The sequence below is a fragment of the Brevibacillus sp. RS1.1 genome (assembly GCF_013284365.1).
GTDB classification, from domain to species: Bacteria; Bacillota; Bacilli; order Brevibacillales; family Brevibacillaceae; genus Brevibacillus; species Brevibacillus brevis_D.
In genome coordinates this window covers 110,262-126,592 of sequence record NZ_JABSVA010000008.1, presented here as the reverse complement: position 1 = coordinate 126,592, position 16,331 = coordinate 110,262, and the positions used below count along the sequence as shown (strand labels likewise).

The window sequence follows — 16,331 nt, the reverse complement described above, 5'->3', positions numbered from 1 at the left end:
AAAATCCTCTTTCACAGAGAAAGAGGACAAAAATCGACAAGATTCTCGCCTCTTATCTGTCAGGTATTCTACCTGTTGGAGTTAGCACCTTGGCTCGAAAGAACGCATTCTCTCGTGCTAGGTTGCCGGGCTTCATAGGGCCATTCCCTCAGCCTTCTCTTGATAAGAGTAGTTTCTATTTTCAAAACGTTTGTATAAGTATATACAGAATATAATCTGGCAATTACCTATCTGTCAACTAGGTTTACCGAAAGAATTTTCTTGATAAATATTCCAGTTTCTTCTGTAACATCAAGAGGGATTTTGTTGTGTCTTGTCGAATTATCGTAGATTGATACAAGCCTAGCAAATATTTGCGATGGGGATGCTACATGAGTCTATTAAAAGAAGTTATTCTTCAATGGTTTTTCGCCATTATCCCGTTTGTGTTTTTCAACATTTATTACCGTGACAAAATGAGGAACTACAGCCGTTCCTTTATTGCCATCACCAGCTCAGCCTGCATGTTTCTCGCGATGACCTTCGCCCCGAGTGTGACGAATGGCATGTTTTTTGATATCCGACATGTCATCATATTTTTCGGACTAGTTTATGGCGGAGTCGAGATTGCCCTGCTCCTTCTGATTGAAGCCTTGGTTTATCGGTACTACCTTGGTGGCGAAGGAACATGGGTTGCCTTGCTGATCCTTACAGTCAATTTTGTCTTGTCACTCTTTTTGTATCGACACTACAAAGCCAGTTATCGGAAAACACTGTATCTTTTTATGACGAGTGCGATTTTTTCTACGGTTGCTTTAGGGACTACTTATTACTTTTTTCCCACGTATGTAACTCAACACCTCGTTTACTACACCATAGCGATTCCTATTCAAAACTTTTTCGGCCTCTGGTTATTAATGTCGCTTTTCAGCAAATGCGTTTCGGATAAGGAGCTGTTTATCCGCCACGCGCAAAACGAAAAAATCCAGACGATGAGCCATGTTGCTGCATCGCTTGCCCACGAGGTTCGCAATCCGCTGACAGCAGTCAAAGGCTTTTTGAAATTAATACAGGAATGTCCGGAAAATTTGGTAAAAGTCGATCAATACATTCGCATCAGTCTTGATGAAGTCCAACGCACAGAAGCCATTTTAACCGAGTACCTTGCGATTTCCAAGCCGCTCAAGGAACGACATGAGATCATTAATCTTAGCGAGCATTTGCATGCCATCCGCGAGGTGATGCTCCCCTTTGCCAATATGCATAACGTGGAGCTTACGTTGCAAGATTTTGAGAGACCTGTGACGATCAAGGCCAATCCAGACGAGTTCAAGCAAGTGTTGGTGAATTTCATCAAAAATGCTATCGAGGCGTGCTCGGATATTTCGGACGGAAAAGTCTCCCTGGACTTGCTCATCGAGCGAAACAAAGCCCTGTTGGTCATCAAGGATAACGGCGTCGGCATGGATGCTGGACAGATTAGCCGTCTCGGAACGATTTACTTTTCTACGAAAACAACTGGGACCGGTCTGGGATTGACGTATTCCTATCATGTCATTCATGCGATTGGCGGAACGGTCAATGTATCAAGTAAACCACGAGTAGGAACCAAGTTCACCATTATGCTCCCGTATAAGGCACAGTGACTTCATGCAATTTTGCAGAGGGACTGTGCCTTTTTCCATTCGATCGCTAATGATGCAACGGGGGTACTTGTGGTTCTTTTTTGTTTTTCAAGGAAAACTGCAATTCATTTTGGCGATTGATCGTCGCGAGAAAGACTTGTTCGGACGCGATCCCCTTTTTCTTTAATTCGTGCGCAAGCCATTGCTCATCGCGTTTCCGGTATGACAATACATCTGGATATATCTTGCCTTCCACAATGAACGGCAGCGACATTCCCGCTGAAGAAGTATGGATGCCCAAATCTTGTTTCGTTACGACCTGCTGTTCTACTTTTTTGAGCACAGTCAACCGACCGTTTGCCTCGATAATAGCCAAATCAATCTTTGTCAGGTCAAAAATATCTTTTTCTCGAAGCATATGGAGGACATTATCGAGCGAGTAGCGGATTTTTTTCAAGTTTTTGATGTGAAAAACCCCGTTGTGGAAAATGACGGTCGGTTCAAATGTAACCATTCTGCCAAACCAGCGAAAGACAATAGACAACTGCGATACGATCCGTTGCAAGATCCCCAATGTCACAATCGCTACTGCAATTGAAATATGCCGGACATCTGGCTCTGCAATGTCAGCTCCTGCCACTGACCCCAAAGTAATAATGATAATAAAGTCAAAAACAGGTAGCTCCCCAATCGAGCGCTTGCCCATGAATAAGGTGATGATCAGTAATAAAGGAATAATCGTACATACGCGCCCGATGACGATCATGGTTTCTCCGAATCCTTCCACGTTTGTCCCTCCCTCACGCTTTACTATGCAATTTCTGGGAAGGCATTATGCAAAACAAAGCACCAGGAGTCTCCCCCTGGTGTCTCTCATTATTGGAGTGGCAGCCATTCTCCCGAAATGGCATCCACATCCCCATTGCTTTTCAGTATTTCTGCCGAATAGACTAAGACTGGTTGCTCTTGAATCTTATTGTAATTGTTATCAAGAGGGAAGACATAGCGAGGACTGAGCGGATGATGTTGGAGATAAACCTGCGCTGCCTCTCCCGGTGAAATCACCTTGGCCACATCTGCGAAGCTCTCCTGCTCATGAGGGAATGTCAAATTCACCCCGATAATTTCTCCTGTCTGCCCGTCGATCATGACCTTATAATACTGATCCGGTACCATTACGCCGTTTATTTCTCGGACAAAGTTCAATTCAACCTGTCTGCCCATCACATACACTTGCTCCTGCATCCGCACCGTCTTCACCCGTGAATCCAAATACGGCTCCAAAAACAAGATCGCTCTCTCCTGCAATTCTGCGACGGTACGTGTCGGATCACCTTCTCGCAGCTCAGGATAAGATATCTTGAACGCTGCTGCCCGATTGTTGACAGTAGTCAGCCGCATGGATCGCTCTCCTTTTTTGGCCTGGTATTCCCGTTCGTTGTCTCCCAGCATATATTCAGGCACATTACTCCCCATAAATGTGAAGCCCTCCACCTTCTGACCGAAGAACTCCATGGCAGCCGCAGCCTCTTTTGCCGATGCAACCATTGTCTTCTTGCCTCCGGGCTTGACGGCAATGCTGTCGCGAAACGACTCTCCACGCCACAAGGTCGTTTTCACTTCCTTGCCAGTACGAGCGTCGAGATACCCGGAGAAGCTCTCCCTGTAGCGAAGAACGTAGTCCACGTCCTTCTTCCCAACTCTCTCATACGTCAGCTGCATGACTTCTGCAAGTCCGCTCTCTATTTTCTTCGGAGAAGGCCTCTCAGCTATTGGAGGAAACTGCCCAGCGTCCAGATTCATTCCGGTTGAATCCCCTGAATTGATATAGCGAATATCCCCGACATCGCTCATGCCAATCACATAGTTATCTCCTTCTACCTGCACGTCATTCACATAGCGTTGCAAGCGGACGGCTTCATGCGAAACGGTATCTGTTCCCTCTTGCCCATCTACTTGTTCGATCCGATACTGTTCCAGATTTTTGCCCAGGAACGGTTCCATAAATGCCTTCGCCTGTTGCTCTATTCTCTCCTTGGAAAGCGTTCCTTCGACTTTCTCTTGCCCTGGAATCTTCTCCAGATCGAATCCGAGCAAGAGCCCGCTTTTGGCGTCCAGCTTCGCTCTGGCATATAGCGACACTTCTGTTCGTTCTTTGTTGCTGAACATGCGAAAATCTATGTCGTACACCTCTCGAGGAGCTTTCGCTACGTAGACCCTCTTTTCCGATTCCCGAAAAGGAGGATATTTCTCGTACAGCTTTTCCAGTGTTCTGATTGCTGCTTGGCTTAGCTCGCTTTCTGTTATTTCTGTCGAGGAGAAGGAGCGGGGAACCAAATGCGCTTGTGATTCAACCCGAGATTGCGTGAACATCTCCGGGGTTACACCCATCATCCATACTGCTGCTGCCACCGTTGCAGCGGAAACCGTCCATGTCGCCAGCTTGAGGACGATTCTTTTCGAGCGATTCGTTTTGGTGCGCGCCCGTTGCACCAGCTTTGCTTCCAGCGCTTCGACGAATTCGCTCCTTGGCTCCGCATCCTTTGACTGAGGAAGAGCCGCGAAGAATTGCTCGTCATTTGGAGTATTCATTGGCCAACCCTCCTATCCAGTCGACATGCATAACTTTTTTGAGTTCTTTTGTTGCTCGGTGAAAATCTACACGGACTTTGGCTTCGCTTGTCCCGAGGATTTCTGCCGTTTCCCGAATGCTGTAGGCCTTGATGCCGCGCAAAATCAGTACATTCCGATGATGCGGCTTCATTTTTTGCATCGCCTGCTCAATTTCCAGCTGTTCTTCCTTGGAAACCAGCTCCGCTTCCGGCCTTCCCAGAAGAGAAGGCAGCCCTTTTAACAATTCCATGCCAAAAAGCGTTTGCACCCGCCTCTTCCGGTAATCATCGATGGCGACATGCTTGGCAATATGCAAAATCCATGTCTTCACACTGGAACGCTCTTCATATCTACCCAAAGCGTTCAAGACTCGGATAAACACTTCCTGCGTCAAATCCTCCGCATGCTCGCGCTTCCCCGTGAAGTAGTAGAGATATTGATAGACATCACGGTAGTGCTCACGATAGATCGCTTTAATCCGCGCTTCGTAATCGATTGTGTCCTGCACTGGATTTCCTCTCCCTGCTCCCTACCTGATAAATTGACCGGTAACCGCGTCAACCTTTCCGTTTCTTTCTTTTGGCTCATAAACAAGGACAGGTGTTGCCTGGTATCGCCCGTTAAGGGAAGGAAATACGTAGCTCATTGTAAGCGGATTAGCTTTTAACAATGCTTGTACGGCTTGCTCGGGCCCTACGACATTTGAGGCATCATCATAGGATAATTTACCAATAGTTACTGGTAAACTGGCGGATACAATGTCTCCCGTATGCATGTCAACTTTTACTGAATAGCCCTGTCCTTCAACCATAATCCCTTGGTGTACAGGAGAAAATAGAAACGTTTGCTTGCCTGCTTCTCTATTAATCATTTGTGGCACCAGCTCCATTTGTGGTACCAGCTCCGTTACCTCTGCGTCTACAAATGGTTGCAGAAACGCCACTGCTTTTTCCTTGGCAGCTGCCTCTGTGATCACTTTCTGCTTTGGTGGGTTTTCAATTACATGGAAGTACGCAATCTGATCATTCATTGTCCTTACCGAGAACTTTTTGTTGCCAACCACGGCATCATACTCCTTTTCCCCTGCAAGAACTGGCGCACCTTTGGTCATTTGAAACCCGATTCCTTCGGGCAATGGAATAAAAGTGGAGAGTGCGGTAGCTATCTCCTCATTGGTCTTGGCGAAGACCCGCTGGTTTCCAGGCGTTACCGTAATTGGTTTCCCGTACTTATTTTTCGTGGTCCATCCTGACTCTACCTCGGCTCCTGATCGTGCATCCAGATATCCAGAAAAATTCAGGCTGTAGACTGGGCGGAAGCCAGCGCTTATGTCTTTTGCTTTTTGCTCATAGTTGAGGTGGAGCATGTCTTCTAATTGTTTGCTGATTTCGTCTTGATTCTTAACCCCTGACGGAGCGGGGAATTTACTTGTGTCCATCTGCAATCCTGTTGTGTTTCCTGCGTTTATATAGTCTAGCTCGCCTACTCCATTGATCGCTACTACGTAAAGATCGTCTTTTACCGGAATTTGATTCACAACCCGAACGAAACGCACATTTGCCACGGCCTCTGCACCCTCACCATCAACTATTACCTCGTCTATTTGGTATTGCTTGATAGCGTCACCGATGAAATTCTTCAGAATACTTGGCGCTTTTTCTTTTCCCATCGCTTCCGTAGGACGTGCAGTCGGTTTCTTTTTGGGAATGTCGTGTGCAGAGAAGAATAGCAACATACCGTTGTTTGCATCGATTTTGGCATCCGCATACAGGGATACTTCCGTCCGCTCCTTGTTGCTGAAGATGCGGAATTGGATCTGGAAGACATCTCGCTCCTGATTGTTACGCGAAATGGTTTTTTCCGCATTTTTTAATTCCGGGTAGTGTTTGTTCAGCTTGTCTACGGTTTTTTGAGCTGCTTTGCTCAATTGGGGTTGTGTTGATTTAACTGCCGCGGCTTGTACAGTTACTTGTGGTTGTGTAATCCACAATGGACTTGAGAAGAGCAAAGCAGCAGCTCCTACTGTGATCATCAGCTTTTTGGTTGCATATGGTTTCATTTTGAATTTCCTCCTGGCTTTCACTTTTTATGTTCTTAGCCCAATAGTCGAAAGCAGAAGGGAAATGTTACAAGGAAATGAAAATAAAAAAAGGCCAGTCAAGCCTTTGACAGGCCGCCTAGCCGTTGCGAGGTTTTGAGAGCGACATCCTTTACCCGTTCAATCAAATACTGGAGTCGTTCCTCCTTCAAATCATACGTGACAATTCCAATGCTTAACGCCCCGATTACCTTTTGGTTGTAATCAATCACCGGTGCTGCGACAGAAGCCGTGTTTTCCGTCCGCTCCGCAAAGCTGACCGCATGACCAACACCTCTGATCTCCTGGAGCTTCTCCATAAAAGCAGGCACCTGCTCTTCACCCACGAGCTGGACTACCGTTTGTCTGGCTTCTTCCACAGGCATGTGGGCCAACACGACTTTATTGGCCGCACCGATATGCATCGGAATCCGCAAGCCCAACTGGTCGTAGATGCGGATATTGTGCTGACTGTCTACGCGTTCGACGACAATGGATTCGAGTCCGCTAGGCTGACTAAAATAAACACTTTCGTTCACTTCTCTGGCGAGCTCCTCGATCATCGGCTTGATCACCTTCCGATAATCGATCCGATCGAGCACGCGCAAGCCGAACTCCATCCATTTAATCCCCAACGTATATTGTTTGGTCGCAGCATCCTGCTCTACCAGTCCATGCTTCATCAACGTGTACAACAGCCGATAAATGGTGCTGACCGGGAGCTGGCATTCCTTCGCTAGATCATTGATCGTCCACCATTTTCTATGTTCATCCGACGAAAGTGCCGTTGCAATCGCCATCGCTCGATCAAACGATTGAATCACGGTCATCCCCCCTTTTCTATCTTTCTTCACCTATGAAACTATGTTAAACCATTTGCTCTAATTTTGTGAATCGCAAAAAAACTATAGGGAGGAATCGCAGATTGACAGTCAGAAATCAGAATGTGTAAACTAATGGTGAACATTTCGAAATATGAATAATATTCTGCAATGTGGAAAAAGGGAGGCAACTATGTTCCAAGGCAGCCAATCCATGGTCAAAAAGATGAAAACCGTCATCATCAAGCATCCCCATCAAGCATTTATCAGTCAAGAACATCTCGATCAATCGTGGAAAACCTTCAACTATACAGACCGCCCTGACTGGGACCGCGCTCTGCATGAATACGCCAAATTCGAATCGATTTTGCGCGAGCATGTGGAAAACGTCCTGCACTTGCCACCATCCGATAAAACCGGACTGGATTCCATTTACGCCCACGACCCGGTAAAATTTACTTCCAAAGGGGCAATCATCCTCAAATCTGGTAAAGAGCTCCGACAGGGAGAAGCAGAAGTATACAAAGCCTTTTTAGAAGAAAATAATATTCCGATCCTGGGACAGCTCACAGGCGATGCCTTGTCAGATGGCGGCGATCTCGTCTGGCTGGATGATAAAACACTCGCGATTGGCCATGGCTTCCGCACGAACGAAGCGGCTATCGCTCAAATTACGGAAATGGTCAAGGATTTCACGGATGAAATCATCGTGGTACAGCTTCCGTATGATCGCGGTCCGGCGGAATGTTTGCATCTGATGTCGATTATCAGCATGGTCGATCATGATTTGGCAGTCGTCTACTCCAAGCTGATGCCTGTATTTTTCCGTCAACTGCTCATCGACAGAGGCATTCAGTTAATCGAGGTGCCTGATCCTGAGTACGATAATCTCGGCAGTAATGTTCTCGCCCTTGCGCCGCGTGTGTGCATGGTCGTGGCAGGCAACCCGATTACGAAGCAACGCCTTCTCGACGCAGGTGCGACTGTGTACGAGTATGAGGGCGAAGAGATTTCTTATAAGGGAACAGGTGGGCCTACTTGCCTGACAAGCCCGGTGGAACGAATCTAGCCGTTAACAAACTGAACTGCACCTCCATTGTTAGATACCTTTAACGATTGGCGGTGCAGTTTTTCTATGACCAAAAAGTTTCCTTAAGCAAAAACTTTGTTGCCTAGGAAAGAATCTTACCTTAAACTAAAATCATAAGATATCGACTACGTGTACTTTTTTTTACCTTCATTTTTGCCCTAAGCCAACAGTTTGTCCTTAATGAAAAAGGAGAGTGAACCTCATGCCATCCATCAGTATTCCTTTGTCTGATGCCTTGATTGGTAGCCACATCTGTCTGGATCGTATTGACGTTCAGGGTATACTGCGCAGACGATTGCTGGATCTCGGCTTCGTCCCCGGCAACATCGTGGAAGTCATGCAAAAAAGTCCGTTGGGCGATCCCACTGCCTTTCGGGTAAATAACACGATCATCGCCCTGCGCAAAGAAGAAAGCTCCCTCATATTCGGGGAGTACGTAGGAAGTGACGAAATATGAGTTCATACACCATTGCGTTGGCAGGAAATCCGAATACCGGGAAGAGTACATTATTCAACACATTGACGGGACTTCGCCAACATACGGGAAACTGGGCAGGGAAAACAGTCGTAATGGCGGAGGGAGAATTCTCTCGGGGAAATACGACTTTTCGGATCATCGATTTGCCAGGTACGTATTCCTTGTATTCCAACTCGGCAGATGAAGAAGTGGCGAGAGATTACATTATTTTTGAGCAACCCGATGTCACCATCGTGGTACTGGATGCAACTTCATTGGAACGAAATCTCAATTTGGCCTTGCAGGTATTGGAAATGACCCCTCGCGTCGTCGTATGCGTCAATTTGATCGATGAGGCGAAAAAGCTTGGCATTCGTATTGATCTGGAAAAAATCTCGCAAAGATTAGGCGTTCCTTGTATCGCCATTTCCGCCAGAAATCATATCGGGATCGAGAATTTGCTCGATCAGGTGGAGAAGGTAGCGAACGGAACCATCGTGCCCACTCCTGTACAGATAACCTACAGTGATCAGATTGAATCCAAGCTGGCACAGTTGGAGCCGCTCATCGAGAAAACCTTGGGTAGTCGTTTTCCGACAAGATGGATCGCTCTGCGGTTGTTAGATGGCGATGAGAGTTTGTTGAATACCTTGCGGGAGCGAATGCAAAAGCCAGCAGAGTCTTTCGGAGAGGAGCGCTTGACCCATGGCCAAACCGTTTGCCACTAATCCGTCCGATCCACTGGATGCGCTTCTTTCCGTGGCCCGCGCCTCAGTCGCAGGAAGTGAGATTCGGGACACGATTGTTAGTGACATTTACCGCACCAGTCGGAGCATTTGTAAGGAAGCTGTGACCTACGAAAACAAGCAAAAGCTGTCTCGCGCATACAAGCTCGATAAAATTGTGACGTCCAAAATATGGGGCTACCCCATCATGCTGGCGATATTAGGTGCAGTATTCTGGATCACAATCGCAGGTGCGAACGTTCCATCCGGAATGCTCGCCGACATGTTCGGTGTTGTCGAGGGCTATTTAACTGCTGGCTTTCAAGCTGCACATGCACCTGAATGGCTGCACGGGATTCTGGTTCTCGGATTCTTTCGCGGTACCTCATGGGTTGTCAGCGTCATGCTGCCTCCGATGGCTATCTTTTTCCCAGCCTTTGCCCTGCTCGAGAACTTCGGATATTTACCGCGTGTCGCGTTCAACATGGATCGTCTGTTTAAAAATGCCGGCGGACACGGCAAACAGGCATTGACCATGTCGATGGGGTTCGGCTGTAACGCAGCAGCCATCCTGTCCACCCGGATTATCGAATCTCCTCGGGAGCGAATGCTGGCGATTCTGACCAACAATTTCGTTCCGTGTAATGGTCGCTGGCCCACACTGATTTTATTGTCTTCTTTATTTATGGCGACGAGTGCGACAAGTGGATGGCAATCTCTGACTACTGCTCTCATTGTAATGGGTATGGTTATTTTTGGAATCGCTATCACTCTTATGGTTTCCTGGACATTATCCAAAACAGCCTTGCGCGGAGTACCGACACACTATACGTTGGAGCTGCCCCCTTATCGCCGTCCGCAGATTTGGAAAACGATTCTGATCTCAAGCAAGGATAAATCGTGGAGCGTGCTGAAAAGGGCCGTCATTGTGGCCGCCCCTGCCGGTATCATCACTTGGGTATTGGGCAATATCTTTGTCGGTGGAGATAGCATCCTCGCCCATATGGCTGCCTTTTTTGATCCGTTTGCACAAATCATTGGTCTCGATGGCTATATTCTCATGGCTTTCATTCTCGGTTTGCCTGCGAATGAAATTGTGCTGCCGATCCTTCTGATGGGGTACATGTCCTCCGGTGCCATGGTTGATGTGGAAGGGATCGACAATATCAAGGATGTCTTCTTGCAGCACGGGTGGACTTGGTTGACAGCGCTCAATATGATGCTGTTCTCTCTGCTTCATTACCCTTGCGGCACAACCTTGTTCAATATTTACAAGGAAACGAAAAGTGTAAAATGGACGGTGCTTTCTGCACTCATTCCGCTAGCCATTGCGGTCGGAGTAACGTTCTTGACTGCCCAGTTGGCAAGAGCACTCGGTTGGGTGTAAAAAACCGTAAAAAGCCTTTGCACAATACCAGACCTCCTGGTTCGTGCAAAGGCTTTCTTATTTCGTAATAGGTATTACACCTTTAAGGGGAAATCTCTCAAACTCAAGTCCGCTCATCTCCAGCTGATACGTATCCTGTTTGGGTACCTCGAAAGTAAGTGAAACGGTCTCCAGGTTCTCGGCGATAATAAAATCCTGGTAGTACCGACCTTCCACGCGCAAGATAATCTCTTCCGGTCTCTTATTCGGGATGACGATGAAAAGCTTGCCTTTGTCGTAATACACCTTTTCGATGTTCAGCTTATTCTTTTTGCCAAATGGAATGCTTTGCGGGTATTTGGCATTCCGATCCAGCATGATGTTTTCGCTAATGGACTTATTCGCAGATACCTCGTCGAATCGAAGCTCAAGTTTTTCCGGTACCTCTTCATAGAATAGAGATGGGAAAAACTGTATTGTATACTTGTCGCTGCCTTGAACCCGGGAAGCATCGCCACCTCGAACTCGTTCCAGATTCTCATTAATTCGGTCATCTATTGCCGGATATTCCTTTCCATTCCCATCTACCAGCTTCACATTCTCCAAGCGATACAGCTCGAATCCATCCTGCAAAGTAGCTTCTAGCTCCGCTTCCATCACCGTCGGAGAGGCTATGATCTGGTTTACTTTCAGACTCGTCAACAGGCTGTCTGTTTCTAGCACACCATCTACTTCTGCGTCCGGTTGAATTACTTTTTCTGATACAATGACGGACTTTGGCAGGGGAAGCAACAGTTCAGCTACCACTTCATCAGCATCATTCTTGTGCATATCTACAATTTGCACAGGCAAGACGGGCTTCGTCTGATTCATGATCTCTCGCATTTTCTTCTCGTCAATTCGGTAATTCGATTTGATGATAAGATAATGCACACCATCGATCAATTGAAAATCCTTACTTGCACCGCCAATTTGTCTCAGCTCCCCCAAATCTACACCAAGTCTCCCATAGAGCATATCGCTTCTTTTCGATTCATCCGGAATTCGCGCAATCTCCTCCATTTTTTCACCGGAGATTAACAGCGTAAACGTAATCCGTCTGTGATCGACCATGGCATCCCTAATCTGATAAACAAAACCGTCCTTCTCCACTTTCACCTCAGGCAGAATCGGATAGCCGTTCTTCAAAGCATGCATAAAACCTTCATCGGGCGTGATCCATTCAAATACTTCCTGACCTCGCTCTGCACCAGTCAGTCCCCACAAGCTTACATCGAAGGGCTGAGCAATCTGAAAGAAAAGGGTAACAGCAACTACCACTCCGGCTGCCCAAGAGGTTACCTGCCAACGACGGCGACGCTTCTCACGCTGAATTTTTATGAGTACTTCCTGCTCGAATCTTTCCAAATGAAACGGATATTTTTCACGAACGGATTGCTTTGCTAATTGACTCCATTCCCTCCACATGCGATCGTCGCTCATCCTTTTACCTCCTTCGACATGGTCTCCTTCAATTGCTTTCTAGCTCGATGCAAACGCGTACGGACGACCTCTTGCGAAACGGAGAGAATATCCGCTACTTCCGCAATCGACAGGTCTTCATAATAGTGCAGGAGAATAACCTGCCTGTACTTCGGTGCGAGGGATTGAATGTAGGTGACGATCTCTTCCCGCTTCACCCGGTTTAAAATCTCTTCCTCTACCTGATTGTTTGCCTGCCGATCCATCAGGTCGCCCAAATGATCATCCATCGTCGGAAAAATGTTGCGGAACGACCACGACCGAAAATGCTTTTTGCTTTCATTCATCGCGATCTTGTAGAGCCAATGCTTGATCTCTCCGTCCCCGCGGAACTGATCGAGATGTCGATATGCTTGGATAAACACATTTTGGGTAATATCGTCCGCCAAGGCATGATTTTTTACCGTGAGGCTCACCAGATGAAAAATCTTCTCCCCGTATTGCTGCATCAGCCATCTCAGTCTGGCTTCCCGTGTAACCTCCAGACTCGCTGGTATTGTTTCTGCTTCGTTCAACCCGTTCACCTCATCCGTTGAATGCTTGCTATTAGGTATGATCCATCTCACGGCAAAAAGGTGACAGAAAATGCAAAAAGAAACCGCTGTGGTTTCCACAACGGCTACTTCGCTATCGCTCTACAAAAAATGCTGCATCCAAATATTCGGCTCGATGTATACCACTTCGTCCTTTTCCACGTCAACTTGTACGGGAACTAATGCATCTGGAATGATGTACGATCCGGACTCCGGAAATTTCATCCCTGTCCAGCTTTCCCAATCCGTCAGACTTCCTCTGATCAGCATGGATTCCGGCGCTACCTGCATAATCGTCGCACCCAGTTTCCAATGCGTGCGCACCCACGGATCAAACGGAGCGTCATCGGTCGTTTTCCACTGAACATACTTGTCCATTGGCGTGAGCGGGTACTTGTGCTTGAGCGATGGACGTACGGGTGCCACCAAGTACGCCAAGCCATTTTCCTTGGCGATATCCTTCATCGCCGTAACCATCTGCTTGCTCAGACCGAGTCCGCGATAGCGGGGATCGATGGAGATGGAGAGTGCCGATAACGCATTTGGCTGTTTTTCTTGGCGGTAGTCTTCAATCCCTTGCAGAAAGACATCATCCCAGCCTTTTGGCAGTCCTTCCACAGTGCCATCCCAATAAAATGGAATCGCATTTCCTACAGCCATCACCTTGTCAGCCTCGTCCGTCAGCATGAACTGATAAGAAGAGAACCAGTCATACAAATGATTGTAATATTCGTTCGCCACTTCATCATTGAGCATGAAGGCAGACCAGCTTGCTTCAATTAGTGCATCAGCTTGATCGTTTAAATCTGATCTTTGTGCGAATGTGTAGATGTTGTATGACATGCTTGGAATCCTCCTACGAACTCAGATGTCTAGCTTCCCATCTAATCCCTATTCGAGTTTCTTCGACATTTTCCTCTTGCGGTGTGTCACACAATCGTTCCCTCCCTCTTTCCTATTTTCGTGAAAGAGGGTTTGCTTTCACGTCATGCACGTCCTAAAAAAGTGTGGTCAAAATAAGTTTTGAAATTCGGATACAAAAAGACCAGTGATTCTTTCAATTCGTTGCGTTCTGTATTTTCTTCATCCATTTCAAACAAAATTTCATGGTCAATTTCATAGATTCCACACTTCTCTTCATCCGGGCTTTCTTGCAAATCGATACATCGTATTTTTCCGTACTCTGTATCCCATGAAAAAGGAAGGTAGCCTAACTTGCAAAGCAATGGATTGTACATATCCTTAATACGATCGAATGGCTCATCGATTCCTTGCTCAGGAATGACGTCGAAATAATGATGGTAAGTAGAAATGAAGGCTTTATACCACTCCGGAAATTTCAGCCCAAATTCTTCTTCGAGCGCAGCTACATCCTCCTGACTTACGATAGAAGGAATCAGCTTCCATCTGGACCATTCTTCATCGATATCAGCTACCTTCATGTCATCAGGGACGTCTGGTCGCATCCATCTGCAAAAACCGTCTTCTGTCACTTGGTTATATCGGGCATAGTAAGCTTCAAAAGCATTCTTGATATACTCTTTTCTATCCATCTAGCAAGCCTCCGTTTTTATAGGAAGTCAGTTCTTCCACAATCGCTTCGTTTCCACGAGTACCTCATCCTGAAATTCCATTTTGTATATATCAGGCTTGGACGTCGTCAATAAAAAATCCAAGTCGTACTGACTGTCAAAGTACCCCATCATCAATGTCATAACGGCACCATGCGTACCGATTGCAACTTTCTGCCCTCTGTATTGCTCTAAAATGTTTCGGAACGTTCCTACCACACGATTCCGACAAACGGTGATTGACTCTCCCCCAGGTAAAGAAAAGTCTGGCTCAGTAAACATCTTCTTTACTAATGGATACAATTCGCTATCGGCCATGATTTGATTGTTTCCGATAAAAACGAGTTCTCTCAGCTCTTCAAAAACGACGATCTCTTTCCCTACGGACTGGGCTAGTTCTTCTATGGTTGCCACTGCCCTTTTATACGGACTTGAAATGAACGCATCTATCCCCTCGTCTCTTAACAATTGAGTAATGATACGGGCATCTGACCTACCTTTTTCAGTCAGTTCTCGTGTTCTCTCGTCCCCTTCGGTTTTTGGTGATTCTCCGTGCCTGACCATGTAAATATAGGTTTTCATGCCTAACCTCCGTGGAAACTTTTTTTCCGCCTAGATCCTTCCTGCAAATATATTACAACAAAAACCCCCTTCCCGGTTTTCACCAGAAAAGGGGCACTCTTAGATTTTGAACCGATTCATGATCTCTTCCATCGTCTGCGTCAAGCATTTCTTGGATCGTTTCAGCAAACAAATCCTTTAATGCTGACTGTACGTCGTCCACAGACTTCATGTTTTTCTCTTTGATCCACTGCTTGATCTACTCTTTTGACATCATAAAAAATCTCCCAACCTTTCTAATACTAAGTGTAGTTTAGAGGTTGAGAGTTTTATTGTTTTTCCCTGTGCTGTTTCTTACTGTGGTCTTCTCCGGGACCTCTTTCTGGTCTCCTCTTTGCATGGATAATGTTCATGGGCACTTGAAAAAAAACTCGCTTCCTTAGGGCAAGCGAGTCCTCCTTAAACTCGAGGGTTAAATGTATCCACATGTTAACCACTCAACACTCTACTATAGATCCTTTGAATCTGCATCGTGATGTAGACCAATTCCATCTCGGGGAACTCAAAATCATATTCTTCTTGCGCAAATTCACCTACTTTTTGTGCACATAAATAAGATTCCTCGTACTGTTCTTTTATGATCTGGGACATTTTCGGTTCTACATCATGAAACGATTCGCCAAACTCTGCCCGTTGTACTGCAAAGCGCAAATGTGTGACTAATCGCTCATAGGAAACCGTTTTCTCCTCAATCTTGATTTTCAAGCTGCTTTCGATAAGATTGATCATATCCCGTATCATAGTGGTCATATCCATTGTTTTTGCCATATCTCCCGCGTTTATCCTGGCAGTGTGGATATGCAATGCAATATAACCGACCTCATCTTCGGGAATTTCTATCCCTAGCTTCTCTTTTATCAATGTTTTCGCCCAGCAACCGATCTGAAATTCTTTTGCATACAAAATTTTGATTTCGTTCAGCAAGGTATTTTTAATGACCATTCCCTTCACTAATCTTTCTAGGGCGAAGGACAAGTGGTCGGTCAAAGCAATATGAATATGGTCATGCAAGGTTATCCCTAGTTCTTTTTCCGTATGCGAGATAATTTCCTCTGCCACTTGGATATGTTCTTCAGGAAGTGTTATCAATATCTCTTCGAACTTTCCGTACTCTTGCCATTCATTCATGACAAATACTTTTTCTATCTTTGAAATGTCTACCAGATCATTCTTTTTTTTCTGGAAAGCGATCCCTAAGCCCATAACGATCTTTTCTTCCCCATGATCCTGGACAACGACCGCGTTGTTATTTAAGATTTTTTTAATTTTCATGGTATCCTCCCTCCTGTCTATCCTCCCGTCACCTTCCCCATTTACTAGGTGAACCATGAT

16 protein-coding genes and 1 riboswitch are annotated in these 16,331 nt (G+C 46.2%); of the genes, 5 read left to right on the top strand and 11 right to left on the bottom strand.

Annotation, left to right across the window (positions count from 1 at the left end):
• Positions 1-49: 49 nt before the first annotated feature.
• Positions 50-169, bottom strand: a riboswitch (SAM riboswitch).
• A gap of 202 nt (positions 170-371) precedes the next feature.
• Positions 372-1,625, top strand: a complete 1,254-nt coding sequence (locus HP570_RS22700; RefSeq protein WP_173627244.1) for an ATP-binding protein — start codon at positions 372-374, stop codon at positions 1,623-1,625.
• 46 nt (positions 1,626-1,671) lie between these two features.
• On the opposite strand, the gene HP570_RS22695 is transcribed toward HP570_RS22700, so the two are convergent.
• The 5 genes from HP570_RS22695 to HP570_RS22675 all read right to left on the bottom strand — a co-directional run bounded on the left by HP570_RS22695 (position 1,672) and on the right by HP570_RS22675 (position 7,118).
• The gene (locus HP570_RS22695) at positions 1,672-2,391 is read right to left on the bottom strand and encodes a DUF421 domain-containing protein (RefSeq protein ID WP_173627243.1); all 720 of its coding nucleotides are present in this window, start codon (positions 2,389-2,391) and stop codon (positions 1,672-1,674) included.
• Positions 2,392-2,480: 89 nt separating this feature from the next.
• Entirely contained in the window at positions 2,481-4,196 is a 1,716-nt protein-coding gene (locus HP570_RS22690) for a hypothetical protein (RefSeq protein WP_173627242.1), read from the bottom strand.
• Entirely contained in the window at positions 4,180-4,725 is a 546-nt protein-coding gene (locus HP570_RS22685) for an RNA polymerase sigma factor (protein ID WP_173627241.1), read from the bottom strand. The genes HP570_RS22690 and HP570_RS22685 overlap by 17 nt, the downstream gene beginning before the upstream one ends.
• Positions 4,726-4,746: 21 nt before the next feature.
• Positions 4,747-6,276, bottom strand: coding sequence for a hypothetical protein (locus HP570_RS22680; RefSeq protein WP_173627240.1), 1,530 nt, complete (start codon positions 6,274-6,276; stop codon positions 4,747-4,749).
• 98 nt (positions 6,277-6,374) lie between these two features.
• On the bottom strand, positions 6,375-7,118 hold the full coding sequence (locus HP570_RS22675; protein ID WP_173627239.1) for an IclR family transcriptional regulator: 744 nt from the start codon (positions 7,116-7,118) through the stop codon (positions 6,375-6,377).
• A gap of 190 nt (positions 7,119-7,308) precedes the next feature.
• Here HP570_RS22675 and HP570_RS22670 point away from each other — a divergent pair, with 190 nt between their 5' ends.
• The 4 genes from HP570_RS22670 (at position 7,309) to HP570_RS22655 (ending at position 10,774) form a co-directional block, all read left to right on the top strand.
• Positions 7,309-8,184 carry a dimethylarginine dimethylaminohydrolase family protein gene (locus tag HP570_RS22670; RefSeq protein ID WP_173627238.1) on the top strand — a complete coding sequence of 292 codons (876 nt, stop codon included), beginning with the start codon at positions 7,309-7,311 and terminating at the stop codon, positions 8,182-8,184.
• Positions 8,185-8,407: 223 nt separating this feature from the next.
• Positions 8,408-8,662, top strand: coding sequence for a FeoA family protein (locus tag HP570_RS22665; RefSeq protein ID WP_173627237.1), 255 nt, complete (start codon positions 8,408-8,410; stop codon positions 8,660-8,662).
• Positions 8,659-9,390: a FeoB small GTPase domain-containing protein gene (locus HP570_RS22660; RefSeq protein WP_173604222.1), complete on the top strand. Its 732-nt coding sequence runs from the start codon at positions 8,659-8,661 to the stop codon at positions 9,388-9,390. Before HP570_RS22665 ends, HP570_RS22660 begins: the two co-directional genes overlap by 4 nt.
• Positions 9,368-10,774, top strand: a complete 1,407-nt coding sequence (locus tag HP570_RS22655) for a ferrous iron transporter B (RefSeq protein WP_173627236.1) — start codon at positions 9,368-9,370, stop codon at positions 10,772-10,774. Before HP570_RS22660 ends, HP570_RS22655 begins: the two co-directional genes overlap by 23 nt.
• A gap of 57 nt (positions 10,775-10,831) precedes the next feature.
• Here HP570_RS22655 and HP570_RS22650 read toward each other — a convergent pair whose 3' ends face one another.
• From HP570_RS22650 to HP570_RS22625, 6 genes are all read right to left on the bottom strand, one after another.
• A complete protein-coding gene (locus HP570_RS22650) occupies positions 10,832-12,235 on the bottom strand; it encodes a hypothetical protein (protein WP_173627235.1) in 1,404 nt (467 codons plus the stop codon).
• Entirely contained in the window at positions 12,232-12,798 is a 567-nt protein-coding gene (locus HP570_RS22645; RefSeq protein ID WP_375138863.1) for a sigma-70 family RNA polymerase sigma factor, read from the bottom strand. The genes HP570_RS22650 and HP570_RS22645 overlap by 4 nt, the downstream gene beginning before the upstream one ends.
• Before the next feature lie 111 nt (positions 12,799-12,909).
• Positions 12,910-13,650: a GNAT family N-acetyltransferase gene (locus tag HP570_RS22640; protein WP_173627233.1), complete on the bottom strand. Its 741-nt coding sequence runs from the start codon at positions 13,648-13,650 to the stop codon at positions 12,910-12,912.
• Positions 13,651-13,793: 143 nt separating this feature from the next.
• Positions 13,794-14,360, bottom strand: coding sequence for an SMI1/KNR4 family protein (locus HP570_RS22635; protein WP_173627232.1), 567 nt, complete (start codon positions 14,358-14,360; stop codon positions 13,794-13,796).
• Positions 14,361-14,387: 27 nt separating this feature from the next.
• Positions 14,388-14,960: a histidine phosphatase family protein gene (locus HP570_RS22630; RefSeq protein WP_173627231.1), complete on the bottom strand. Its 573-nt coding sequence runs from the start codon at positions 14,958-14,960 to the stop codon at positions 14,388-14,390.
• Between the two features lie 468 nt (positions 14,961-15,428).
• Positions 15,429-16,271, bottom strand: coding sequence for a PRD domain-containing protein (locus HP570_RS22625; RefSeq protein ID WP_173627230.1), 843 nt, complete (start codon positions 16,269-16,271; stop codon positions 15,429-15,431).
• Positions 16,272-16,331 lie beyond the last annotated feature (60 nt).